Annotated in this window: 24 protein-coding genes and 2 tRNA genes; 13 read left to right on the top strand and 13 right to left on the bottom strand. The window is 26.8% G+C overall.

Annotated elements, in window-relative coordinates; translation table 11 throughout:
• The first annotated feature begins 68 nt into the window (after positions 1-68).
• Positions 69-1,163 carry a hypothetical protein gene (locus h2es_RS05285; RefSeq protein ID WP_154512055.1) on the top strand — a complete coding sequence of 365 codons (1,095 nt, stop codon included), beginning with the start codon at positions 69-71 and terminating at the stop codon, positions 1,161-1,163.
• A gap of 137 nt (positions 1,164-1,300) precedes the next feature.
• Here h2es_RS05285 and nusB read toward each other — a convergent pair whose 3' ends face one another.
• The 3 genes from nusB to h2es_RS05270 form a co-directional block, all read right to left on the bottom strand.
• Complete coding sequence (nusB, locus tag h2es_RS05280) at positions 1,301-1,750, bottom strand: transcription antitermination factor NusB (protein ID WP_126045071.1); 450 nt, start codon at positions 1,748-1,750, stop codon at positions 1,301-1,303.
• Positions 1,722-2,165 carry a 6,7-dimethyl-8-ribityllumazine synthase gene (gene ribH / locus h2es_RS05275; protein WP_126045070.1) on the bottom strand — a complete coding sequence of 148 codons (444 nt, stop codon included), beginning with the start codon at positions 2,163-2,165 and terminating at the stop codon, positions 1,722-1,724. The genes nusB and ribH overlap by 29 nt, the downstream gene beginning before the upstream one ends.
• Before the next feature lie 18 nt (positions 2,166-2,183).
• Positions 2,184-2,268, bottom strand: a tRNA-Leu gene (locus h2es_RS05270).
• A gap of 136 nt (positions 2,269-2,404) precedes the next feature.
• On the opposite strand from h2es_RS05270, the gene fdxA reads away from it, so the two are divergent.
• The 5 genes from fdxA to h2es_RS05245 all read left to right on the top strand — a co-directional run bounded on the left by fdxA (position 2,405) and on the right by h2es_RS05245 (position 6,082).
• Positions 2,405-2,731, top strand: a complete 327-nt coding sequence (fdxA, locus tag h2es_RS05265) for a ferredoxin FdxA (protein ID WP_126045069.1) — start codon at positions 2,405-2,407, stop codon at positions 2,729-2,731.
• 11 nt (positions 2,732-2,742) lie between these two features.
• Positions 2,743-4,623 carry a DUF3857 domain-containing protein gene (locus tag h2es_RS05260; protein WP_154512053.1) on the top strand — a complete coding sequence of 627 codons (1,881 nt, stop codon included), beginning with the start codon at positions 2,743-2,745 and terminating at the stop codon, positions 4,621-4,623.
• A gap of 18 nt (positions 4,624-4,641) precedes the next feature.
• A tRNA-Thr gene (locus h2es_RS05255) sits at positions 4,642-4,716 on the top strand.
• Positions 4,717-4,811: 95 nt separating this feature from the next.
• Entirely contained in the window at positions 4,812-5,366 is a 555-nt protein-coding gene (locus h2es_RS05250; RefSeq protein WP_230204271.1) for a DUF924 family protein, read from the top strand.
• Positions 5,367-5,593: 227 nt separating this feature from the next.
• Positions 5,594-6,082 (top strand): hypothetical protein, encoded by a 489-nt coding sequence (locus h2es_RS05245; protein WP_154512049.1) that lies wholly within the window; start codon positions 5,594-5,596, stop codon positions 6,080-6,082.
• 96 nt (positions 6,083-6,178) lie between these two features.
• On the opposite strand, the gene h2es_RS05240 is transcribed toward h2es_RS05245, so the two are convergent.
• From h2es_RS05240 to infA, 6 genes are all read right to left on the bottom strand, one after another.
• Complete coding sequence (locus tag h2es_RS05240) at positions 6,179-7,360, bottom strand: multidrug effflux MFS transporter (RefSeq protein WP_154512047.1); 1,182 nt, start codon at positions 7,358-7,360, stop codon at positions 6,179-6,181.
• A 345-nt stretch (positions 7,361-7,705) separates the two neighbouring features.
• Positions 7,706-9,214, bottom strand: a complete 1,509-nt coding sequence (locus h2es_RS05235) for a YifB family Mg chelatase-like AAA ATPase (protein ID WP_154512045.1) — start codon at positions 9,212-9,214, stop codon at positions 7,706-7,708.
• Between the two features lie 120 nt (positions 9,215-9,334).
• On the bottom strand, positions 9,335-9,664 hold the full coding sequence (locus h2es_RS05230) for a hypothetical protein (protein WP_154512043.1): 330 nt from the start codon (positions 9,662-9,664) through the stop codon (positions 9,335-9,337).
• Positions 9,665-9,709: 45 nt separating this feature from the next.
• Entirely contained in the window at positions 9,710-12,133 is a 2,424-nt protein-coding gene (locus h2es_RS05225) for a hypothetical protein (RefSeq protein WP_154512041.1), read from the bottom strand.
• An 87-nt stretch (positions 12,134-12,220) separates the two neighbouring features.
• Positions 12,221-12,799 (bottom strand): Maf family protein, encoded by a 579-nt coding sequence (locus h2es_RS05220; protein WP_154512039.1) that lies wholly within the window; start codon positions 12,797-12,799, stop codon positions 12,221-12,223.
• Between the two features lie 7 nt (positions 12,800-12,806).
• Positions 12,807-13,022: a translation initiation factor IF-1 gene (infA, locus tag h2es_RS05215; RefSeq protein ID WP_154512037.1), complete on the bottom strand. Its 216-nt coding sequence runs from the start codon at positions 13,020-13,022 to the stop codon at positions 12,807-12,809.
• A 141-nt stretch (positions 13,023-13,163) separates the two neighbouring features.
• On the opposite strand from infA, the gene trxA reads away from it, so the two are divergent.
• From trxA to h2es_RS05195, 4 genes are all read left to right on the top strand, one after another.
• Entirely contained in the window at positions 13,164-13,478 is a 315-nt protein-coding gene (gene trxA / locus h2es_RS05210; protein ID WP_126045170.1) for a thioredoxin, read from the top strand.
• A gap of 78 nt (positions 13,479-13,556) precedes the next feature.
• On the top strand, positions 13,557-14,924 hold the full coding sequence (ccoG, locus tag h2es_RS05205; RefSeq protein WP_154512035.1) for a cytochrome c oxidase accessory protein CcoG: 1,368 nt from the start codon (positions 13,557-13,559) through the stop codon (positions 14,922-14,924).
• Positions 14,925-14,929: 5 nt separating this feature from the next.
• Positions 14,930-15,436 carry a disulfide bond formation protein B gene (locus h2es_RS05200; protein WP_154512033.1) on the top strand — a complete coding sequence of 169 codons (507 nt, stop codon included), beginning with the start codon at positions 14,930-14,932 and terminating at the stop codon, positions 15,434-15,436.
• Positions 15,423-15,947: a demethoxyubiquinone hydroxylase family protein gene (locus h2es_RS05195; protein WP_154512031.1), complete on the top strand. Its 525-nt coding sequence runs from the start codon at positions 15,423-15,425 to the stop codon at positions 15,945-15,947. The genes h2es_RS05200 and h2es_RS05195 overlap by 14 nt, the downstream gene beginning before the upstream one ends.
• Positions 15,948-16,315: 368 nt before the next feature.
• On the opposite strand, the gene terL is transcribed toward h2es_RS05195, so the two are convergent.
• Positions 16,316-17,728 carry a phage terminase large subunit gene (gene terL, locus h2es_RS05190; protein ID WP_154512029.1) on the bottom strand — a complete coding sequence of 471 codons (1,413 nt, stop codon included), beginning with the start codon at positions 17,726-17,728 and terminating at the stop codon, positions 16,316-16,318.
• Positions 17,729-17,793: 65 nt separating this feature from the next.
• Here terL and h2es_RS05185 point away from each other — a divergent pair, with 65 nt between their 5' ends.
• The 3 genes from h2es_RS05185 to metK are packed head-to-tail and all read left to right on the top strand — an operon-like array spanning position 17,794 to position 21,562.
• On the top strand, positions 17,794-19,542 hold the full coding sequence (locus tag h2es_RS05185) for an aminopeptidase P family protein (RefSeq protein WP_154512027.1): 1,749 nt from the start codon (positions 17,794-17,796) through the stop codon (positions 19,540-19,542).
• A 59-nt stretch (positions 19,543-19,601) separates the two neighbouring features.
• Positions 19,602-20,408, top strand: a complete 807-nt coding sequence (locus h2es_RS05180; RefSeq protein ID WP_154512025.1) for an RNA polymerase factor sigma-32 — start codon at positions 19,602-19,604, stop codon at positions 20,406-20,408.
• 11 nt (positions 20,409-20,419) lie between these two features.
• Positions 20,420-21,562 carry a methionine adenosyltransferase gene (metK, locus tag h2es_RS05175; protein WP_154512023.1) on the top strand — a complete coding sequence of 381 codons (1,143 nt, stop codon included), beginning with the start codon at positions 20,420-20,422 and terminating at the stop codon, positions 21,560-21,562.
• A gap of 12 nt (positions 21,563-21,574) precedes the next feature.
• On the opposite strand, the gene h2es_RS05170 is transcribed toward metK, so the two are convergent.
• The 3 genes from h2es_RS05170 to h2es_RS05160 all read right to left on the bottom strand — a co-directional run bounded on the left by h2es_RS05170 (position 21,575) and on the right by h2es_RS05160 (position 26,089).
• Positions 21,575-23,827 (bottom strand): AAA family ATPase, encoded by a 2,253-nt coding sequence (locus tag h2es_RS05170; RefSeq protein WP_154512021.1) that lies wholly within the window; start codon positions 23,825-23,827, stop codon positions 21,575-21,577.
• Between the two features lie 77 nt (positions 23,828-23,904).
• The gene (locus h2es_RS05165; RefSeq protein WP_154512019.1) at positions 23,905-25,173 is read right to left on the bottom strand and encodes a sigma-54-dependent transcriptional regulator; all 1,269 of its coding nucleotides are present in this window, start codon (positions 25,171-25,173) and stop codon (positions 23,905-23,907) included.
• A 70-nt stretch (positions 25,174-25,243) separates the two neighbouring features.
• Positions 25,244-26,089, bottom strand: coding sequence for a DMT family transporter (locus h2es_RS05160; protein WP_154512017.1), 846 nt, complete (start codon positions 26,087-26,089; stop codon positions 25,244-25,246).
• Positions 26,090-26,267 lie beyond the last annotated feature (178 nt).

The raw sequence follows: 26,267 nt of genomic DNA, 5'->3' as shown, positions 1-26,267 counted from the left end.
GGGGATCTGTATATGCTGGATCTAATATAAAATCAGGTTCAGGAAATGATGAATTTTTATTATATGGATTGAATAATGAGATAACTGATTCTGGTGGCGCTAATAAATATAAGATCATTGGTAATTATAAAGTTGATGAAAGTAAATGTAAAGATAAGAAAAATAGTGATAAAGAAATTGAGGAATGTGTGAAAATTGATAATATAGAAAAGATTGTTATTGATGATACAGATCAAAATGGAGAAATATATTTTGGTAGTCAAAAATTAACTGGAGAAGCAATTAAATGTAATACAGATCTTTGTAATACCTCTGAGATAGGAGAAATATATGTATTGATAACACAAGAAAATAATGGGTACTTATTAGCCTATAACAATAGTATATCTTATATTTTCAGAGGTGCAATAGACTTTAGGGAAAATACTATAGATAAACTCAGTAATTATATAGCAATTAAATCATTTAGTTGGAATAATTTTAATATTACACAAAAAGATGAGAAAGTTGAATTCCTTTTATCAACTAAGGATTGGGAGTTATTAGATTGTAGTAAAATTAGTATTAAATGTATAGCCATTTCATTTAATGAAGGAACAATGTTCCAAGCTATTGAAGGTCAAGATGTTACTTTTATAATGAGTTATGAAAGTAATTTTAATAAGGTAATGATATTACCTAAGCAAATAAACATTGCTTATAGTATGTTTTCTCTATTATCTAAAATATACTCTTCAGATAATAGTGGAATAAAGATAAGTGGTTTAAAAATAGGAGATCAAATTGATTTAAGTCAGCTTGATATAAGCGAATGGAATATAAAACGTGATGTACAAGAAGGAATAATAAATATAAATGGAGATAGCATAGAATTTAAAATAAATAAAGATTATCCGTTAACAGTTACTGATCCTGATCAAGATAGTAATATTACAACTAAAGTGGATCCAAATCTTTATTATGAAAATTTACCTATTCCAAATTCAGATAGTGGAAGTAATTGGCATTGGTATGATACTTTTGGTGTAGTTGTTGGAAGTACTGTTGGAACCGGAGTTTTAGGAGTTTTGGGTAGATTTGCATATCTTAAATATTATCAAAATAATCCTCTAGCAGTGAATAGTGGTTTAAATGATGCTTTATTAACTGATGTACTAGAATAATTCATAATTACAGTAAAGCAAAATCAAAAGGAAGAAATATGAAAGATTTACAGTTTACGAAATAATATATGGGTCGATCATTTATTTATTTCAGTACTGAGCACTATTAAAATTAAAAATACAAAATGGTTAAATATTTATTTTACTATTTTATCTAATATACTATTGATGAAACCTAACTCCTCTAAGTGATTAAATGATTTTGTAATTTGCAAATAATCATTTATTATAACTGCAACATTAGAATTGTTAACGTGTAATAATTCACCTATTCCACTTCTTAAAATAGATAACACTAATTTTGGTAACCTCTCAAGTTTCCAATTTTTTTCTAAATTAGAATGAATTTTATTATCAATATTTGATATATTATGAATTATAAAATTTATAAGCTCTTCATAAAATTCTACATTAAGCTTTTTATTGGGATATTTAGATTTATAATAATTGACATAATCGGATGAAATTTGTTTGATATCTTTTTTATTATCTAAAATATCAAATGAATAAATAGTTTGAATTATTAAAATTCTAGATGAGTAAAGGGATTGAACGTTATTAGTTGAATCTAGAGTTTCTTTTGTCATTATAAATCATAAATTGTTCTTTTACCTTGATCATTTGTATGCACGCATTTGCAGCATTTGCAGCATATTTTGCAGCTCTATCCAGTGCTTGTTGTTTATTATCTACAGTAAGCACTCCAAAGCCTAAGGGTATAGAATAATAAATTGAAATATCCTGAATTGCTCTTGCACATTCATGTGTAACAATATCATAATGAGAAGTCTCTCCTTTAATAACGCAGCCAAGAGCAACTACACCACTATATTCAAAAGTTTCCAATCCCATATTAATGGAGCTAGGGAGTTCAAATGCACCTGGCACTATAACTTGTTCATAATCTAAATTATTTTTTTTTAATACTTTTTTAGATGAATCTAATAAAATTGTAGAGACATCTTGATAGAAATTTGATATTGAAATTAAAATTTTTGTCATGAAGTAAAAAAATTTAGTTGGTGCGGATGGAGGGACTTGAACCCACACGCCTTGCGGCACTAGATCCTAAGTCTAGCGCGTCTGCCAATTCCGCCACATCCGCAAAAATGTTTTGGACAGTTATTATAGTACTTTTATTATCTAAAAAAATAAGTATAATGTCCATAAAATCAATTTATATAACATTTAATACACTTTATAAATTTTAAATCAAGTAAATATTAGGATAATTACTGAAAATGACATATGTTGTTACTGATAAATGTATAAAATGCAAATTTACTGACTGCGTTGAAGTTTGTCCTGTAGATTGTTTTTATGAAGGAAAAAATATGCTTGTGATAAATCCAGAAGAATGTATTGATTGTGGGGTATGTGAACCTGAATGCCCTGTTGATGCAATAAAACCTGAATCAGAGGATTTAATAAAATGGTTAGAAATCAATAAGAAATATTCAGAAATTTGGCCAAATATCACAGAACAGAAACAAGCATTAAAAGATGCTGAAAAATATGAAGATGAAGAAGAAAAATATGAAAAATATTTTGATGAGAATATTAAATAATTGAGGGATAAATGGTTAGAGTTTTTATATATTGTTTGATTTTAATTTTATCAACAATAACTTTACATGCTAGATGGGCAACTTTAGAAGATTCATCTATAAAAACAATGTATGAAAACGTGAATATTAATGTTAATAAGGATTACACTTACGAAACAACAATAGAATTCTTAGACGAAATATTAAAAGAACAAGGTAGAAGAGGATATTCAAAATTTATTTTTGAATATGATTTAAAGAGAGAAAAAGTAGAAATATTAGAAGCATATACTATTTTTGAAGGTAAAAAATATGTTGTTAAAAAATCAGAAATAGAAGATAAACCACTCGCAAGTGAAGCAAGTGCAATTGCTGAATATGGTCAAATTTCCATTGCTTTTCCAAAAATTGTGGTTGGAGCTAAAGTGTATCTTAGATATAAAGTTATAGTGAATAATCTAGCTATACCAGATTATTTTAGCAATTTCTTTTCATTTGGAAGAGGTGGATATTTTGAAAAATTTAATGTGGCTATAAACTCTGAAATTCCACTTTATATTTATAAAAATGATCCATATGAAGTATTAGAGATTAAGAAAAAAAATCAAGAAAATAAATCAGTTGAAAGTATTACTATAAATCAAATAAGACCTTTTACTAATGATCTAATAGATGAGCCAAGTAGTGGTGCAATTAATAAAAAACATCTAACATGGGTTGCCGTTACTAGTGAGAAATCATGGCAAGGGTTTCATAAAAAATTTATTGATAATTATTCTAAGGTTATAAATCAAAAATTGCCAAATGTTTTTGAAAAAATTTATGAAGGTGCCAAAAATAAAAAAAATGAAATTGATCAAATAAATTATATTACTTTAAATTTAAGTGATTCGATTCAATATTTGATGGATAAGAGATCAATTTCAGGAAATGTCTTTCCTAGAGATTTAAATGAGGTTGCTAGAACTCAATATGGTGATTGTAAAGATTTTTCATTTTCAACAGGGGCAATTTTAAAAAAACTTGGTTATAAAGTTGATATAGTTTTAGTTTATAGAGGTGAAATTTATCCGGAATTTAAAGCACCAATCCCATTTTGGGTTTTTAATCATATGATGTTAAAAGTACAAGGTAAAAATGGAAATGTTTACTGGTTGGATCCTACAAATTTCCAAAGTATGGCAGGTAGATTGTTTCCGGATATTGCTGATAGAATGGTTTTGGTGATTTCAGATAAAGTGGCAAAATATGAAAAAATACCTTCAATTAACCCAAAAAATTCTGTTAATAATATTACTAAGGAATATTATATTGAAGATGATAAAGTTAGATTATCTTTTGATGCAAAATTGAGTGGGCAATCTTTATGGAATCTTAATGGATTAGGAAAATTTTATTCAAAACAACGTTTAGAAGATTTGCTTTTTATGAGTGTTAATGATAATAAATTTGTTAATTACGAAGATAAAATTAGCTCAACAATACCAACTTTAGATTCAAGAATTGTTCAAGATGTTAAATTTAAACTTGAATACAGGGCTGATGATTTATTATTAAATACAAATTTAGGAAAAGCATTAAAACTAAAATATAAGCCGTTATATTTTTTTAATGATATTGCAGAAGATGATAAGATTGATTTTTATATAGATATGCCTATTTTCTATGATGTTAAAACTGTTATTAAATCTCATTGTATTAAGAATATTAAAAGCATAGATTTTAATACTGATACTATTTGGGTGAAATTGAATAGAAGTGCTAAATGTGTAAATAAGGACATAATAATACTAGATAAAATAGCTTTTAAAAAATCTTTTATAAATAATGAAGAAGCAAAAACACAGGAGTTTAAAAATTTGAAAAAAACAATTATAGATAATTATATTAACATGGCTTTAATTATTTCTTAATATACTTCATGAGGTTGTGCCAAAGTAGCACAGAGGTAGTGCAACTGATTCGTAATCAGTAGGTCGGGAGTTCAATTCTCCCCTTTGGCACCAGATTTAAAGATATTTAGAAAAGTAAATTCATTATCCTTTTATTGACTTTAATATTTATAATATCAATACTTATAATAAGTTAATGTTAAGTGATTATGAATGAAATGAAGTATTATAGTAAAATATTAGATTTTTGGTTTAAAGATAAAATAAAGTTAAATTGGTTTGTTAAAGATTTAGAACTTGACCAAAAAATCACTACTGAATTTTTAGGAATATATAAAAATCAGTTGATGAATATAGGGAGAGACTTAAAAAAAATTGAAGATGTAAAAGAGCTTCTAAGTTTAATAATATTATTTGATCAATTTCCTAGAAATATGTTTAGAGGCAAGAAAGAAAGTTTTGATACTGATAAAGAAGCTTTGAGGATATCAAGGTATGTAATATCTAATGAATTTGATGATGAGGTAATTAATAATGATTATCTTTTGTTCTTATATATGCCTTTTATGCATAGTGAAAATTTAAAAGATCAGGAAATGTCAGTAGGGCTTTTTAAAAATGTTAATAAGCAATCTTATGAATTTGCAATTAAACACAGAGATATAATTGAACGTTTTGGTAGATTCCCTCAAAGAAATAAAGCGTTAGGTAGAAAATCTACAGGAGAAGAAAATAGATTTTTAAAAGAATTTACACTTTTTTGAATTTATAAGATCAATAATATATCAGTTAGATATTTTATTTTCTGAATAGAATAACTATTTTTTGCAAAAAAACTAAAGTGTATATAAATTAGATCTAATTTATGTAAAATAGGTTAACATAAGATTAAAAAGTGCTTGATGTTTATTATTTTTTAAATACATTGGCAAGAGTGGTAGGTAAGATATAAATCTTAATTAATAAGGTTATATAAGAGGGAGAAGAAAATATGGGCATTAGAGAAATAATAAAGCTATATCCATTACCAAGAGATTATTTTGAAGAAGCAACTCTTGATCGGGAAGAAGCCCTCAGACTGCTTTCTTTGTTAGATGACCCAGAAGATATAGAAAGAGTATTAACTTTGTATAAAGAAGCAATAAGTAAATTAAACAGCATTGCGGAGTATAGATTGGCACGTAATTTTTGTTTAGAGGCAGGTTATTTATTGGAGGAATTTAAAAAAGAAAATGCAATAATATGCTGTAAGGATGAGGTATATCATCACGATGATTGTGTTTCTATACCAGGTGATATAAGTCATATGTATTCTTTTTCAAAATTATTAGGAGGTCAGTATGAAAGATCGCCAATTCGTGATGATCTTTGCTCAAATGATTTAGGAAATTTGAGGGAATGGAATGAGGAATTATGTTGTATTTCTAAAAGATCTAGTATTAGTGGTGTAAATACATTTGCTAATGTTTATGGGGTGTGAGTCAATGGTGTTTTAATTCTATATTAAGTGCTCTAACACGATGCTAAAATCAATTACTATGATGAGAATGGTATATAAATTATGTAGATATAATGATTATAATTTATTTAGCTTTAGAACTTTATATATAAGCCAAGATAGTGTAGGAACAGTTATCATTATTATTGCTAAGGGTAATTGATTATTATTTGGTATATAAGAAGATATGTAACCAGTTATTACAGCTCCTAAAGTTTGCAGGCATCCATAAAGTGCAGCAGCTGTGCCTGCTATATGTCCAAATGGAGTGAAGGCCTGTGCGAAAGAATTAGGAAACACAAAACTAACTCCGAAATAAAAGAATGCAACTGGAATAGAAATAGCTAGTAAATTTATTCCAAAAAAATAAAATCCAAACAAAAGTAAAAATCCTGATATAAACATTAATATCCATCCCAGTTTAAGTATATTTTCTGAACCATACTTATGAACAAATATGCCATTCAAATAACCACTTAAACATGTTGCTCCCCCTCCAATTAATGCAGTCCATCCAAATGAACTTGGGTTTTGTCCTAAATGTTGAATTAATATTACAGGACCAATTACAAACCAAGAAAAAAAGGCTCCGAAGCTTAGTAGTGAACATAACGTATATCCTATAAAAATCCTGTTGAAAATTAATATCAAATAATTTTTTAAAATTTTGAGAAAAGAAAATTTATGTATGTTACTTATTTTATGGAATTCAGGTATAAATAATATAATTAATAACATGCAAATGATAGAATAAACTATCATAAACTTAAAACTTGCTTGCCAATTATATATTTCTTGTAAATATCCACCTATAAGTGGTGCCATTGGAACTACAAATGTAATAGTAATAGTTAAATAGCCTCCATATTTAGCCATTTCAGTGCTAGAATATTTATCACGAAACATTGAACGCCAAAGTGAAGCACTAGCACCTGCTCCTAAACCTTGTATAATACGACTAATATTAAGTATTAATATGCTATCAGCATATACGCTCAATATATTGCCAATAGTGAAAATTATCATTCCTAATATTAATGGCTTTTTCCTACCATAAATATCTGCGAATGGGCCATATAATAGTTGACTAAAAGTGAGGCCAAGCATAAAGTTTGCCATATTAGATTGAATTTGTGAAATAGATACACCTAAGTAATTTGAAATTCTTGGAATTGATGGTGCATATATATCTGAACTAACACCAGCAGTACAAGCTATAAATGTAATGATAATTAAAAATTTTATATTACTATTTATCATATCTGTAGTTTATTAGATTAGAATATTGTAATTTAGGAATTTTGAGATGCATAAGGTTAAAACTACTATATTTTACGTAAATTTACTAGGTAATATTAGTATTTTTGCTAAAAAGACATGATTTTGTAACGTTGATAAATTATTTCTGTAATATAAATAATTTTAGCTCTAGTAGTTAAAAAAAAGAGGAGTTAAATACAATGAAAAATAATTTAATAGTATGCTAAAAATGGATACAAAGTTATTGAAGAGATTCAGATAATATAATTATTTGCCTGAAACAATATTAAATATGAAATTAAATTCAAAAGGTAATATTGGTTTGGCAAAATAAATATTTTTACATTATTTTAAATTTTTCACTCTATAACTTAATGCTTCTTTGAGGTGGAATTGGCTTATTTCTTTTGATTTTTCTAAATCTGCAATTGTACGCGCTACTTTTAGTATTTTATGCATTCCTCTCATAGAAAATTTAAATGTGTTCATAGCTTTATTTAATATTTCCTTCGATTTTGAATCTAAGATTATATGTTTGCTTAATTCTTGTCCTTCTAATTCAGAATTATTAGATATGTTTGAATCAGTATACCTATTTGATTGAATTTTATTAGCTTCAATTACTCGATTTAGTACAATTTCTGAATTATCATCTTTATCTAAGTATTCTAGTTCCATAGCATTTACTGCTGGTACTTCTATTTGAATGTCAAATCTATCAAATAATGGGCCAGATATTTTATTTTTATACTCATCTACACATTTAGGTGCTCTGTTGCATTGTAGATTTTGATCTTCAAAATGACCGCATTTACATGGATTCATTGCGGCTACAAGTTGAAAATTTGCAGGATAAGAGATATGATTGTTAACTCTTGAAATTGTTACGCATCTATCTTCTATAGGTTGCCTTAATGATTCTAAAACATTTCTTTGAAATTCAGGTAATTCATCTAAAAATAATACACCTAAATGGCTTAAAGTTATTTCTCCAGGTTTTGCTAATTTTCCACCTCCAATCATTGCTGAAAGTGAGGCATTGCAGTGTGGGGACCTAAAAGGTCTATTTGTTATTAATCCATCTTCTTCAAGATTTCCTGATAAGCTGGCTATTACGCTTGTTTCTAAAATTTCATCTTTTGTCATTTGTGGAATAATTCCTGGTAATCTTCTTGCAAGCATTGATTTTCCTGAACCTGGAGGTCCAATCATTAACATGTTGTGCCTTCCTGCAGCTGCAATTTCCAATGCTCGTTTTGCAATTTGTTGTCCTTTGATATCTTGTAAATCTGGATATTTTTTTAATTCAACTTTGTAATTTTTTTTGCAAATTTTAGGTATATCTTGTTTTCCAGTGAAGTGATTTACGACTTCAATTAAGTTTTTTGCTGTAATAACATCTTCATTTCCAGACCAGAAAACCTCTTGGGTATTTTTATAAGGACAGACAATACCTTTATTATTAGCGTTTGTCCAAATGGCAGCTGGTAATATACCTGGAACTTTATTTATTTCACTATTTAAAGACAATTCTCCAAGCATTACATAATTTTCTACCTCTTCTTGTGGTATTACCTGCATCTCTACGAGTAATGCTACTGCAATGGGTAAATCATAATGACTTCCTTCTTTACTTAGATCAGCGGGAGCCAAGTTAACAGTTATACGTTTTGCAGGTAGTGACAATCCCATACTGATAAAAGCTGATCTAATCCTTTCTTTAGACTCGGCTACTGCTTTATTAGCAAGCCCAACTATAAAAAATGCTGGTAATCCATCTCCTATGTGAACTTGTACTTCTACCTCTTCTGATTTTAATCCTAGAAAAGAAACAGTATAAACCCTTGATACCATTATATATTTTCAAACCTAACCAATTTTAAGTAAGAAAATAATATCAATTTTACAAATCTTCAAGTTAATTTATGGCTATATCAGAAAAAAATCAAATATCAAAAGATATGTTATTTTTGTCTAAATTCTACCATGCGTAATATTATTTCTAGATTGTTGTGATTTTTGAACAAAAGAGCTATCTCGTTTAATTGTATCATCATGTTCTTTTATAATTTCATGTACTTTATCATGCTTAACAACATCACTGCTGGCACCTTTTACACCAGTATCTCTTACAGTTGATGCAAATGTGGAGAGTTCATTCTCTAGTGATTTTGCCATTTCTTCTTCTTTATATGTAGTTTTTCCAAAATATTTCAATATTGGATCACAAATCTGGTAACAAAAATAAGCAACAATTCCTTTTCTCATACTTATATCATCGCTGAATTCTTTTGATTTATCCACTAATTCATACACTTTGTCATTGAGTGTTTCTTTTAATTCATTTTTTTATTTAGGTGATATTTCAATTGCATCATAAGGATTATTCTTATTATAGGTTTCCACAAATTTATCTATTAAAGATTCTGTAAGCCTAAGAGATTTTTCGTGTTTTTGACCTGGTAGCTGATTATCCATTACACTATCTTCAAATACTTTAAGCTGATCTTCAACAATTTTTGTCATATTCATTATAGTTTTGTATTGAGCTTTTTCTGGTTCTTTAAAAAGCATAATCTCTATATTAGGTTTTCTTACTTGAGTAATGCATTCCTTCTCCATTAAAATATCAATAAGTCTTTGAGTATGTACTTTGTTTAGATCTTCATACTTAGAAAATGGAATTTGTAGTGAGTTATTAATTCCTAATTTCTCACTTAGCTCCTCGTTGCTTTTGACTAAGCTTGCGATCGTTGACCTTGTTACAAATTCTGAACATATCATTATGTTATCATCTACCTCTGCTCCATCTCTTTGATAAAACTTTTCACTAAGTTCTTTGAAATCTTGTTCTTCTTTGGTTTTGTGTCCATGAAACATAAAATCTGCTTTTCCAGATTCAAATCTTTTTTGTTCTGAATTTTTTAAACTATCAAATCTTTCTTCTGCACCTTTTTCATATACTTCACTTTGAGAATTTTGGTATATTTTGTTAATTTCCTCTTGCCAATTTTCACCAAATGTTTCTTGGGCTTTTTCGATTCCTTCTTTTGTCAGTAACTTACTTGCATCGAATCTATATATATCTGAAAACATTGCTTGCTGAAAACCGATTTCTTTGTTTTCATAATTTCCATATACATGAGACAATTTTGGTGTGTCGTCTTCTGAAATATTAATTTGAGCGGCGTGACCATATTTACCAACAATTTTTCTAGTTAACCATTCTTCAGAAAAGAGTTTAGGGTTTTTACCTGAAAACTGATTTTGTATATCAGAATTATACATTACTATATCACCATCTTTATATTGTTGTTCTTCTATAAATTTATTTTGGATTGTTTTTACAATATTTTTAGCAGAGTTTGATTGATCAAGTAACTCTTTTAACTTACTTCCTTCTCTTATTACTTTATATTCATTAAATTTAATTAGCATTTTATTTAATCCTGCTAAATCAGTTAATATACCAAATTCTTTTGGAGTGATTTGTTCCTCATATGACAATGATTGTCCAGAATTTATTTTTTCTACATTATTTTCAAGCTTATTTAATATTTTTGTAAAATTTTCAATATTTTTTGTTTTAAAAGACCAGCGTTTCAATTCATAAATATCATCAGAGTGTGCATTTAGATAAATTTTATTTTTACTTTTCTCTAACTCTCCTAGATATGAGTTAACTTTTTTGTTATTAATAGAATCTTCCAGAAATTTTGATAAAAATTCTTCTTGAGAGGAAGCTAAGTACTTTTGTTTATGATAGCTTTTTAATATATCTAAAGCTTCTTTACTTTTATGTTCTAGATCATCACTAGAGCTAAGTTCTCTATAATAATTACCTAAATTTTGTTCAATAGTATCTTTTTTGTTTAATATTTCTGCAATATCTTGATCATTAAATTTATCTTTATTTTGTTCTATTTCTTTTATTTTTTCTAACAAAGCAAGTTGTGAATTAGGGCTATTATCTTTTAATTCTAAATTTTCTTTAACTTTTTCTATAAATTTATTTTGTAAATTTCCTGTGAGTTTTTTACTTTTAGAATCAGCTAAGTCTAAACTCATTTTTGATAGATCAATTTTTTCATATTGTTTTAGTATATTATTGATTCCCTCTAACTCTTTTTTACTATTCTCATTGAATGAATTATAAGCTTTTGTTCCTTGTGTTTGCGTTTGAATTATGTCTACTTCAGTACCTAATAAGTCTTTGTAAGATGTAGAAATGGGAAAAAACAATTTTACTTCTCCACCTTTTTTTTGATTTTCTAATTCATTAATATTCCTGGAAACAATTTCCCGTTCATTTTTTAAATTATTTAAAGTTTCTTGATTTATTTTTTTACTCTTTTCAATAATACCTATTATCTTTAGTAAACTTTTCTCTTGTTTCTTAGATTTCTCTAGAAGTGGAGCAATTTGTTCCTCACTTAATTTTAGATTGAGTTCTTCTCTCTTTAAATCTTGATATTTAAAATTATCAAATTTTATTAGACTTTCTCGAAAACTTAATAATTGTGCTGTACCTAAAAAATCGAAATACTCTTTTTGAGTGATTCCAAATTTTTTTCCAAGAAACTGAGATAAATATGAGTCAATTGTAGAATCTACCTCCTGAGGTATATCACTTAAGTCTTTTTTAGAACCTGAGATTAATTGATTTTTTATGCTAGATACATTCTTAGAAATTGTTTCTTCACTTGATTCAGTAATTTTAGATAAATCGCTTTTTTCAAGAAAGTTATTAACATATTGTTTTAAATCTGGCATATACCCTCCCACTAACAATTATAAGGTATAATTATATCCTAATTTATTTATATATAAAACTAATCCGGGGTTGTGAGAGTGTATAACTTATACGGTATTTTGTTTAAGGCCTAATCCATTTAAAATTTTGTATGCTTCATGGACAGGTAATCCTATAACATTGCTAGGATGACCATTTATCCAGCTTATGTAAGCCGAGGCAAAGCCTTGTAAAGCATAGCCACCAGACTTGTCTTGCCACTCATTAGAATCAATTAGGTTTTGAATTTCCATGTTGGTAAGTAGTTTAAATTTTAATTTTGTTTCAACTACCTTAGTTATGACTTTATTTTCTTTTATAATGCATATTCCAGTAAATACCGAATGCCTTCTTCCAGATAGTAATTTAAAAATTCTGTGTGCATCATCTTTATCTTTTGGCTTTGTTAATATCGATCTTCCTCTTGATACAACTGTGTCAGCTCCTAATATTAAACTTTCTGAAAATTGCTTGTGAATTTTTGACGCTTTTTCAAATGCCATTCTCTTTGCATATTCTTTAGGTAATTCTTTTTTGTTAGGTGTTTCATCGATATCAGCGGATATAATTTTATCTGGGTTATATCCTATATTATTTAGTAAGGATATTCTTCTAGGTGAAGAAGATGCTAGAATGAACTTATACATGAAAGAATTAATGTCTGTGACTAACTCTGCCTTTAGTAAGATCGTATGGAGTCATTTCTACGGTTACTTCATCTCCTGCTAAAACTCTTATTCTATTTTTTCTCATTTTACCCGAAGTATACGCAATTATTTGATGACCATTCTCAAGTTCTACTCTGAAGGTAGCATTGGGTAGTAACTCAATAACTTTGCCTTTCATTTCAATAATATCATCTTTAGCCATAGTAAATTAGTTTATTAAATAGTTAGCAAATTATATTTATGTTACTTTATAAACTTTATTATTAATAATTCAACTATATATTGACATTTATTTCTACTTTTAATAGCATTACCCAGATGATTAAATATATTAGAAGCTAATATGCTACCTGTTACTGATAAAGAATTTAAACAAGAAATAGAAGAATATGATGGTCTTGCAATAGTGGATTTTTGGGCTGAATGGTGTGGCCCTTGTAAGGCATTTATGCCAATATTAAAAGAGGTTACTGAAAAAATCGAAGTTAGAGTAAAGGTCATGTCAATGGATATTGATGAAAATCCTGATACTCCTACAAGATTTGGTGTGAGAAGTATCCCAACTTTAATGATGTTTAAAAAAGGAAAACATATTGATACAAAAGTTGGTTCTATGCAACGAGATGCATTAGAGGAGTGGATCAAGTCTAATGCATAAATTTATACTCTCAAGTAAATTTTAAGTGATTACATAATTATAATTTGTTAGAATTGCATAAAAATTTTATGTTTAATTTTGCAAAATAAGAAATTATACCCACAATCAACATCTGGAAAACATAGAGCAGTTAAGAATAAATTAAATATACTGCTATTGTGTTTATATTTTTTTACCTCATGGATTAGATGGGGCAGGGGAGAAGGTTTGCCAAATCAAGCTATAATGATTGATTTGCCCTCAAGAAGGATATATTTTTTTGCTTTGCAAATATGGTCTGATGAAATTTATTTTATCACTATTATTTTAATTTTAGCAGCATTGGGGTTGTTTATTTTTACATCATTATATGGAAGATTATGGTGTGGTTATACATGCCCACAAACTGTTTTTACAGATATCTTTCTAAAGGTAGAAGAATTTTTTCAAGGGGATAGAAATAGCAGAATCAAGTTAGATGAAAGTTATTTTAATCAAGAGAAATTAATAAAAAAGTCTCTCACATATTTAACATGGATTTTAATTTCATTTGTTTTTGCACTCTCATGGGTATCATATTTTTATGATGTATTTGATTTATATAAGGATGTTTTTAATTTTAGTGTATCTAGTTCTGCAGTAATTTGGTTAATTTCACTTACACTCACAACATATTTATTTGCAGGATTTTTAAGAGAAAAAGTTTGTATTTATATGTGTCCTTATGGGAGATTTCAATCTGCAATGATTGAAAATAGCACTAAAGTTGTAACTTATGATTATAGAAGAGGAGAACCAAGAGCTAAAATAAATGAAAATAAAGGAGATTGCATAGATTGTTATAAATGCGTATTAGTATGCCCTACGGGAATAGATATAAGAGATGGCATGCAAATGGAGTGTATTGGTTGTGGATTATGTATAGATGCCTGCAATCAAGTTATGGATAAAATTGGAAAGGAGCAGAATTTAATTTTATATACTAGTGCTAATTGTCTAGAAAATAAAAATAGTAAAAAAGGGAAGTTGAAAAAAATTTTAGAATTTAAAAATATCCTTTATTTAACAGGCTTTGTTATTGTGTTTAGTTTGGCTATTATTAGTTTAATAAGTAAATCTGATTTAAATATATCTATATTAAAAGAAAGATCACCATTATTTACCATGACGCCAAATGGAGAGATAAGAAATACTTTTTATTTAAAAATCCAAAATAAATCTTTAAAAAGAAAAAGACTTGAAATCTATATTGAAAATTTGAAGCCTTATGTTATCAAAATTCAGGGTATAGAAGAAAATTGCTTAGAACATAGCTGTTATATTGACCTAGAGCCAGAAGTAGAAAACGATTTTAAAATTTTTATTTGGTCTAAAAATGAAATTCATGAAAAGAATTTTTCTTTTGTTTTTAGAGATTTTGGTGATAATAAAATTTATAAAGAAAAAAATTTATATATATATAATTAATTATTGTGAGTTATATTAGTAAATTATTAAATAAAAGGATAGTTATTCTACTTTTAAGTATTGTTCCTTTGTTAGTTGTTTATAGTTCTGAGTTATTTTTTGAAGTTAAAGCATGTAGGTTATGTTTATATCAAAGAATTCCATATTTCATTATAGTAATTACCATATTATTAACTTTTAGCCCCTTTTTTAAAAATATAAGCTTTAAAATTATCAATTTAATATTAGAAATTTCACTAATAATTGGGTTTTCCATAGCCATTTTTCATTATGGGGTAGAAAAGAAAATTTTTAAATTTAATAGTAAATGCACTAATAATCTTAGTAATGCAGAAAATTTTGAGGATTATAAAAAAATGCTTGTCAATCAGGATTATGTACTTTGTGATCAAGTAAGTTATGAATTTCTAGGTATTTCAATGAGTTTATGGAATGCTATTTATACTTTATTTTTCTTCATTATAATAATAAAATATAGTAATAATTTACCTAATAAAAATGAAAACAAATAAGGATTTCATAAATCAAGCTATAAGAGTTAACCATGCTGGAGAATTTGGAGCAAAAAGGATTTATGAAGGACAGATTAAGTACTTAAAAGATTATAAAGATATAGAGATAGTCAAGCATATGTATGAGCAAGAACTAAAACATCTAAATTATTTTAATGGTGAGTTAATAAGAAGAGACATTAGGCCCACGGTTTTAATGCCGCTGTGGAATAAATTAGGGTTTGCTCTTGGCACAATAACTGCCAGAATTGGAGCTAAAACTGCAATGGCTTGTACTGTAGCAGTTGAAGAAGTGATAGAAGAGCATTATCAGGAGCAAATTGATAAATTGAAAAAAAATCAGAAAGAGAAATTTTTACTAAATAAGATCAAACAATTTCAAAAAGAAGAGGCTGAACATAAAGATATTGGGTTAGAGAATGATGCAATTAACTCTCCTGGCTATACTATACTTACTATGTGCATAAAAAGAGCTAGCAAGTGTGCTATTTGGTTAAGCAAAAGGTTTTAGATAACCTCAGCTATAGATAAGAAATTAGAAACTTATAGCAATTTTTACCATCATCAAGCTCTGCATCTATCGTAGTCATCACTAATGAGGTATTCTATAAAATGCTTGGTCATCACGAAAGATAGGGGTTATACCATATCATCCACAGTCATCACGAGGGAGAGGTTTAGCTCGACTGTGGTGATCCAGAGTTATTATTGCATTTACATTTGTTGATAATTTTCCTGGATTGCCACACTTCATTATCGTTCGTTCGCAATGACTATGTCTTTAATTTAAACTGTATTAAACGCATATATACAATAGATTTTTCGGCTTTTGCAATGTCATTCTTATATGCAATTCTAGATTTAGGTGTATTTGAAATATTATAATCTCCTAATTTTTGGTTTTAAATTTCTATAATTTTTATGCCACATTAAAAATTGTACCATAGAGTCTGTTTGGTCATCGTGTTCTGATTCAGGAAATGACAATATTTCAGCCTCAAATTCAGATAACCAAGTTGAATTTTTAGGTAAATAGATTTTTTCAGATTCAAAAATACTTAATACTGATATAAATCTAATGAACTTTGAATTTTTTGGTAAAAATTTTACAATAGGTATTTGTGATATTTGCTTTAGATCTTGTATTAATTGCTGGCCACTGGCTTTATCTTCTATAATCACTCCATTAGGATTGAACTCAGCATGTTTCTCAACAATAATATTTTTCAAATCTGTATAATTTAATTTTCTTTTAAAAACATCAATTAAGTAATAAGCATTATTTGTAACTCCCCAAGATGTACAAATACTATAATCATTATTGATTCCAGTTTTTATTGCTGTATCCCAACTTTGATAAATAAAATTAAAATTTGGCTTTTTACTATATCTTTGAATCCAGCTTCTTTTTATATATCCGTTGTTAATATTTGTTGGATTTTGCTGATATTGAGCTGAAAAAGCATATTTCCCTAATTCTTTTTTTAGAAAATTAATTTCATTTTTTCCTTCTCTTTTATCACAAAGTAATTCTCCTTTTTTTCTAAAATAAGAAAATTTGTGATAATGTATTTTTTCATCATTTTGAGATATTACAGGTATTTTTAAATATTCCCAATTTTGATTTTTGAGTAAATATCCAGATAAATCATTGTTGTGCAAGCGTGGCATTATAATAACTACAATGCCAGTTTTTTTGTCATTTAAACGAGTTAAAAATGTATTTGAGAACCAATCATTAACTTTATTCAGTTTTTTTGTGCTTGTGCTAAGTGCTTGAATAGGAGTTAGCGGATCATCCACAATTAAATAATCAGCACCTTCTCCTGTTATATTACTTCCAATTGAGCATGCAGTTCTAGAGCCGTGACTTGTTGTACAAAATTTCTCTTTAGTATCTTGCTTTTTTGAAATGTTTATATCAAAAATGTTCCTATACCACTCAGAATTAATTATGGATTTGCAATCTAAAGAGAGTTTTTTTGAGAGTTGTATGCTGTGACTTGCAACCAAAATTTTTCTTGTAGATTTTTTGGCAAGCAACCAAGCTGTCCAAGCTACACTAATACAAAATGATTTTAAATATCTAGGAGGAATATTGATTATAAGTCTTTTGATTTGCTTATTTTCTAATGCATTTAAATATTCACATATCAAATTTATATGCCAATTATTTATAAATGGTGTATTTGGATGTAGTGTATAAAAAGATTTTTGTAGGAAATATTTAAAGTTTTTTTTAACTATTTTATTTAATATGTTTTGAATTTTTAAATTTAAACTATAATGCATTTTAGAATAGCTAATTAATAATAATAAAGTAATTTGAAAATAATATTTATGGAAGGTGCTGATATATGGATAATGATAAAATAATAAATTTGCTAAAATTAAATAATTTAGATGGTTATTTAATACCTAGTTTTGATGAATTCCAAAATGAATATAGTCCTGAGTGTCTTCAGAGATTAAAATGGCTAACAGGTTTTACTGGTTCAAATGGTCTAGTATTAATTACACTGGATAAAAATTATTTTTTTACTGATGGTAGATATATTACACAAGCAAACAACCAACTTGGTGATAATTTCGTAATATATGATATGCAAAATATAGATAGCATTTATCATGAGATATTTAGCAAAATTGTTGATGAGTATTCTATTGGATATGATCCATTAATTTTTACAAAAAAAAATATAGAGTATTATTTCAAAAATTACTTAAAATATAGAAAGAATATACAGCTAGTATCTGTAGAAACAAATTTAGTTGATGAAATTTGGAAGAGAGATATAAAGTTTAAAACTAAAGCCCCATTTATTTTAGATGCAAAGTATACATCTGAGACTGAAAAAGAAAAAATACATAAGGTATTAGAGAAATTTAATACGGATTATTTATTGATTACGTCTCCTCAAAGTATATGTTGGCTTTTAAATATACGAGGGTGTGATTTAGAGTGTACACCATTGATTATGGCTTATTGTTTAGTAGATAAAAATGGTGTTGTGGAAATTTTCTCTGATTTAGAAAAGATAAAAAGTAATTATAAATATATAAAACTATATCCTTTTAAAGAAATTAAAAAAAGAGTTGCAGAAATCAATAGGGATAATAAAACAATTAAATTTGATTATTCTCAGGCACCTATATGGTTTTTAAATAATTTTAATACTCAAAATTTAGTAAATGATAAAGATCCATGCATATTGCTAAAATCAATAAAGAATAAAATTGAGATTGCAGGTTTTGAATATGCCACAATTCAAGATGGAATTGCTCTTACTAGATTATTTAATTGGCTTGAAAATAAAGTTAATTTTGGTGAAGAAATTTCTGAGATTGATGTAGATAAAAAATTATTGAAATTTAAGAGTGACAATAAATTATTTAAGAGTAGGAGTTTTGAAACTATTTCTTCATTTGGTAAAAATAGTGCAGTTATTCATTATAACCCATATGTATCTGATGATGCAGTGATTGATAAAGATAATTTATTTTTGTTAGATTGTGGGAGTCAATATGAATTTGGTACAACTGATGTTACTAGGACTTTTTGTTTTGGCAATCCCAGTAAAGAGCAAAAATTACATTATACTTTAGTATTAAAAGGTGTAATTAACTTAAGTACTTTAATTTTTCCTAAAAAAACTACAGGTTCTCAAATTGATGTGCTAGCTAGGCAGTTTTTATGGAAATATTGTTTAGATTATCCACATGGAACAGGTCATGGAGTTGGACATTATTTATCAGTACATGAAGGTCCGCAAGGTATCAGTAAATATAATAACCAAGAAATATTTTCAGATATGATTATTACTATTGAACCTGGTTATTATATTCCAAATCAATATGGGATAAGAATTGAGAATATTGTGGTGGTTAAAGAGAATAAAAATAATAAAGAATTTTTGCAATTTGAAACTCTAACTTTAGCACCGATTGCATATAACTTAATTGATATTAAATTATTAACTGATAATGAAAAAAAATGGCTTTTACTTTATCATAAAAAGGTATATAATTCTTTAGTTCCTTTTTTGGATCAAAATGATAAAAATTATTTAGAAAAATATTTGCAATTTTATAATAAATTAACTTAATATACTCTTGAATAATATTTTTTTGTTAATATATAAATAAATAGGAGATAAAAATTTTTATGGCTATGAGTAGCAACTTTATTTTACCATCTATATTATCTGAATCAAATGTTGCAGTTTATATGCAGCAAGTGAAAAAATTTCCAATTCTTTCTCAAGAAGAAGAGAATGAATTGATCCATTTATGGATAAAAGATAAAAATTTGCAAGCTGCTCATAAATTAGTGACATCGCATTTGAGATTAGTTATAAAAATGGCTCTTAAATTTCGTAATTATGGATTACCTTTAATGGATATGATTTCTGAAGGTAATATAGGATTAATGAAGGCAGTAAGGAAATTTAAACCAGAAAAAGGCAATAGACTTTCTACATATGCCATTTGGTGGATAAAAGCTAGTATACAGGAATATATAATTAAATCATGGTCTATGGTGAAAGTGAGTTCAGGTATACTTCAAAAAAAGCTTTTTTCAAATATTTCAAAGCTTAAAGAAAAAATAAAAGGGGAAAATGATAATGAAATAGATAACATAATTAAAAATAGTTATCAAACTGTATCATTAAATGAGAGATTAGATAATGATGAGGGTACTGAATTTATAGATACTATATCTGATTTTTCTGAATCTCACGAAGAAAGTTTTGCTAATAAGCAAATTAAAGACAATAGAGTAAAAATTTTAAATCAAGCGATAAGTTCATTAAATGATAGAGAACAAGATATTATAAAACAAAGAAAGTTATCTGAAACTCCAGTTACATTAGAAATTTTAAGCAAGAAATATAATGTTTCATCAGAGCGTGTTAGACAAATAGAAGAATCTGCTTTGAAAAAAATTAAAAATTTTACAATACAAAATTAATTTAAAATCATATGACTTTTTTTACTTCAGAATCAGTTTCTGAGGGGCATCCTGATAAGATAGCAGATCAAATTTCTGATGCTGTTTTAGACTCAATATTATCAAAAGATAAGAATTGTGCTGTAGCTTGTGAAACAATGATAAAAAACTCACTAATAATTGTTTCTGGCGAAATTAAGACTGATTTATGGGTAGATTTAGAAAAAATTGTCTATGAAGTAATTAAAAATATTGGGTATGATGATATTTCTAAGGGTTTAAATGCTGATAATTTAAGTATTATTAATTTAATATCAAAACAATCAAAAGAAATACATGATAGTGTTTTTGATAAATCAGATAATTGTATAGGGGCAGGTGATCAAGGTATAATGTTTGGGTATGCGTGTGACGAGACAGAATCATATATGCCAGCACCTATTTATTATGCAAATAAATTATTAGTAAATTTAGCAAAAAAGCGTAAGTCAGGTGAAATTAATTGGCTAAGACCTGATTCAAAGAGTCAAGTAACAGTTCAATATAATGATGGAAAAGTTTTAAGAATAGATAGTGTGCTTATATCGACTCAGCATAAGGAAAATATATCACAAAAAGAAATAAGAGATATTATAATTAATGATGTAATAAAAAAATCAGTACCGGCTAAATATTTGGATGAAAAGACAAATTATATAATTAATCCTAGTGGTAGTTTTATTATTGGTGGGCCTTATGCAGATTGTGGTTTGACCGGAAGAAAAGTTATTGTAGATGCTTATGGTGGTTATGCAAGGCATGGTGGTGGTGCATTTTCTGGCAAAGATCCTAGTAAGGTAGATAGATCTGCAAGTTATATGGCTAGGTATATTGCAAAGAATATTGTAGCTGCAAAAATTGCCAGTAGATGCGAAGTACAGTTATCATATGGCATCGGAATTTCTAAACCACTTTCAATATATGTTAATACTTTTGGCACAAGTAGATATTTAGATGATCATATAATTAAAATTATAAAAGAAAATTTTGATTTATCTCCAAAAGGTATTATAGATACATTAAATTTAAAGAATATAAATTATTTTGAATCAGCTGCATATGGACATTTTGGAAGAGAAGGTGATAATTTTACATGGGAGAAATTGGATATGGTTGAAAAATTAAGAGTTTTATAAGCTATATTCTTTTTAAGCTGCACTAATTTCACATAAATTAAATACTATTTTTTCTTCACTATAAACGGAATTATTAAAAACATTAACATCTAAACTATTTAACTCTTTATCAGTACATGGTCCTATAGAGGCATATGTATTGTTATCTTGATCATCTTGTATATACTTTCTATATTGTTGAAGTGTTTCAAATTTTTCAGGTGCAGTTACGTTAATTGATTGATAATAGTCATATTCTTTGCAGTATTCAATATTATTATTGTCATCAATCTTACTTCTGCCAGCAAATAAAGAGATAATACCTGGAACATATATAAGCTTTTGAACCCAATAGTTCTTTATGTATCCTGTCCAATCTACTATTAACCCAATTAATGTAAATAAAGTTGCTCCTTTTATACCATTTGAAAAATGTGGATAGTTATCAAATTGTGATGATACATAACATAAAGCTAAAGTAAATGAATTATATTCATTAATGTGAATATCAACTTCTTCTGGGTAATTTTTTTTAAAAGATTCTAAATAACTATCCTTTTGTAATATAATTGCATAATCTAAAGGTAATAATCCATATTTATTATCTTTAAAATTAAATAGTTCTTCTATACATGTAGAGTTAAGTAAATAATTAAATATATTATTACTTGAATATATAATAGACAACTGCAAGAAATTGAAATTCATACTGTAATCATGGCATTTTATTTTTCCTTCTTCAAAAATCTTTGAAAAACCATCATAATCATTTGATTTGATAAAATTTACAGCTTTTAGGTAATTAGACTTTTTTAAATTTTCTAAAATTTCATCACACTGTTTATCATCTCTAGGCAGTATTTCTTTAAATTCTTCTAACAATTCTGCATTTGGTATAGAAAACTCAAAATCTTGATCAGATTTTTTAACAGAAAAATATCCAGAGTTTACTAATAAATAAGTAAAAAATTCCTCATTATCAACATCATGATACCAATTATATTTAAATAATGAAATTTGGTTGTCAAATTTCAGTTTAAAAGTTTTATTAGTTGAAAGCTCTAGAAATTTATTACTAATATGACTATTTAAACATTTTTCTTTTGTAAATAATTTTTGTAAAATTGTACTAGCTCCACTTTTTGACCAGTAATTTCGAGGCTCAAGGTCTTTGGTAGAATAAGCAGTATTTAAGTATTTCATTACAGCCCAAGGAGTATATGTGTGCATATATTCTTCAGTACTAATAGGAATATGATATCCATCATACCAATCAGTTATTTTTTCTAAGATTTTTGATTTATCATCAAATGGATATTGATCTGGAAATTTATTTATTAATTGTGTTACTTCCTGTTTTGAAAATCCAAAATTTTTGCTAAATTTTATATCTGTAATCCCGTAAGGAGAAACATTATTGCATCCAGATCCTGCTTCTTTATATATAGTATCAAAAATTCCTGTTAAAATTAATTTTTCTAAATTATGATTAGTTTTAGCTAGTGGAGAACAGAATATATCAGAAATTAATTTTGAAATTTTAATTACTAACTTATTTTCTTCATCTGGTTGTTTTAATCCTAGATTATCTTCTAAAAAAGAATTAATGGGTTTATCGTATTCATCAACTAATACATACACTTTTTGACCATAGTGATTTTTTAATAGTCCACTTAAAAAACTTATGCTATTTTCTAATCTAATTTTATCATATTGAATATCAATATATTTTTTAAAATCATTTCTATCTACATCATGTAATTCATTATTATCTAGCAAATATCTAAAATCTTTATATAAGTTTTTAATTAGACTTTTTAATTGATCTGTAATTACTTCTAAGTTATTTCCATTTATTTCTTTTAAACTAATATATATTACTGGATGCTTACCTTGAAATTTCATGTAATAACCAGAATTAACTTCTGAGATTTTCAGTTTATTATCTATAAATAAATCTTTATTACAAAGAGTTGATCTATGTATGCTATAAGAAAATGACCAAGTCCAAGGACATAAATAAGAAAAACTTTCTTCATAGTTAGTTTTTTGTATGCAATTACTGTTCTCAGGTTCTAAAAATACCTTGAGCATATCTAAGTTAAGTGTTTTGCCCCATCTTCTAGGGTAAGTGATTAACATCGCTTTTTCACTACTATCTAAGATTTCTTTTATAAAGAGGCTTTTATCAACATATACATCATAGTCACTGATCATTTCTTTAAAATTATCAGTTCCTACAGCTATTTTTAATGGCTGATTATTTTTAGTTTTTTGATAAGTCATAACACACTACGTCAAAATTTATAACTTATATAACATATTTTCGCCTAAATTATAAATTTTATCAATAAATTAGTTATTTAAATTAATTTATGATGATGTTTTAGTTTATTTTGTAATGTGTTTATAGATATGCCTAAAACTTTTGCAACTAAATCATAATTTTTGTTATATTTATTTAGCGCTTTATCTATTGCCTTTTTTTCCATTGCTTCAAGTGATTCTAAATTTTCTTCTTCTGATGTATTTATAATTGATATATCTTTTTCTTCAATTTTTGAGGTAGTAGAAATTAATATGAATCTATGAATAGTATTTTCAAGTTCTCTTACATTTCCTGGCCAAAAATGAACTTGTAATTTTTTCAGTGCTTTTTCATCTAATGTTTTTTTGCCTAAATTATTTACTTTACAATATTTTTGTAGAAAATGTTCAGATAAAGGAATGATATCTTCTAATCTGTTTTTAAGTGGTGGAATTTCTAAATGGATAACATTTAATCTATAAAATAAATCTTCTCTAAAATTACCGTTTTTAACTTCAGAAATTAAATTTCTATTACTTGTAGCAATAATTCTCATGTTGAGTTTTATAGGTTTATTTCCTCCAACTCTAAAGATTTCTTTTTCTTGGATTGCTCTTAGTAATTTAGCTTGTAATTTTAAGTCCATTTCACTAATTTCATCCAAAAATAAAGTGCTATTATTAGCTTGTTCAAATTTACCAATTCTTCTTTCAGCAGCTCCTGTAAAAGCTCCTTTTTCGTGCCCAAACATTTCAGATTCTAATAAATTTTCTGGTATTGCAGCACAGTTTATAGAGATGAGATCATTTTGAGAATTTTTACTGTGTTTATGTATTAATTTGGCAATGACTTCTTTACCAACTCCTGATTGTCCTGAAATTAATACATTTGCAATAGAAGGTGCTATTTGTTTAGCAACAGAAATAATTTTTGACATACTTTGTGAAAAGCAAATCAGGTTATTATCATCTTCAGAGTTATTAGATATTATTGAAAATAATGCAGCAATAACTTCTTTGTTTGGAGGTAATAGTATGTATTCAATTGCACCTTCTTTTATACTTTCAGCAGCTCGTTTAGGATTATTAGATAATCCGCATGATACAATTGGTACAGAAAAATGCTCTGCTTCAAGAGTATTTTTAAGTTCTTTTATATTCATTTCTGAATCAATAATAATTAACTCAATATTTTCACCGTTTCTTAAGTTAATCATTGCTGATTTTATATCTATAGCGTGTAAAATTTTTGCATTTTGCTCTTTAGCTAGTTTTGCAGCATTGACTATAGATCCCTTTAAATCGCCAATTATCAATAAACGCATTGTATCACTTTCAAAATATCTAACTATAAAGTATAAAGGTAAAATTCTTTAAATCAAAGAGTTATATAAATTAATTAATATTTTTTGGAGATTTTGATTTTTTCCAAGTCAAACCTCCAATTAATCCAGCAGAAAAAATTAGAAATGAGGATATAAATAATGCATAAGTAGGTTTACTATAACCAGCTATAATTAGTATTGATATTGAGATTATAGGGTTAAAATATGATAGTATGCTAAGTAATTTAAAATTCCCTTTTTTAACTCCATAATCCCAAAAAAAATAAGCTAAACAATGAGTAGCTATGCCCATAAAAATTAATGATATGAAATTAGATAGAGTTGGTATTATAGTTTTTTCATAAGTTAAATGCATCAAAAAAGATAATATAAATCCTAAACCACAATATATTCCAATCATTTCTGGCTTTAATTTTCCATAAAATTTCGAAATTATTGTATAAAAAGTCCAAAAAAATGCAGCAAATAAAGCATATATATAACCTTTAATATATTGATGTTGAAAATTAATATTTTGTCCCTCATCATAAAAAATTAATATATAAATTCCGATAAAAGCAATTAAACTTGCTAAAAAATAACGAAATTGAAGTTTTTCTTTTGGAAATAGAGAAGAGAAAAATATTACCATAATTGGCCATAAGAAATTTATTAAGTCTGCATGTGCAACAGGTGCATGTTTAAAAGATTCTATAAATAAAACTTCGTTGCCAAAAATTCCTATTATACCGATGATCCATATATAAAAAGGATGGTCTAAAGTTTTTCTCCAGGTATGATTATAAGTGTTATAAGATGCAGAGCATATAAAGCCTATTAAAAAAACAATTGATAAAATTTCATATGTAGGAATTTTTTTTAAACTAGCAACTGATGTAGCTGAAATTGCCCACATTAATAATCCTAATTCACCAATGATATTGGCCTTAAATTTTCTATAAATATTATAAGAGATCTTTTCACCACTACCCTTAAAGAAGTTATATTATTTATAAAAAAGCAAAAGTCAAAAAAATTATTAGGTGGTATGAGTGAGATATAATTAAAAGTATATATCTGCAAATTTAGTTAGT

This window comes from Rickettsiales endosymbiont of Trichoplax sp. H2 (assembly GCF_009690945.1).
GTDB lineage: Bacteria > Pseudomonadota > Alphaproteobacteria > Rickettsiales > Midichloriaceae > Aquirickettsia > Aquirickettsia rohweri.
The sequence above is the reverse complement of the archived record's forward strand: the minus strand, read 5'-3'. Positions and strand labels throughout refer to the sequence as shown.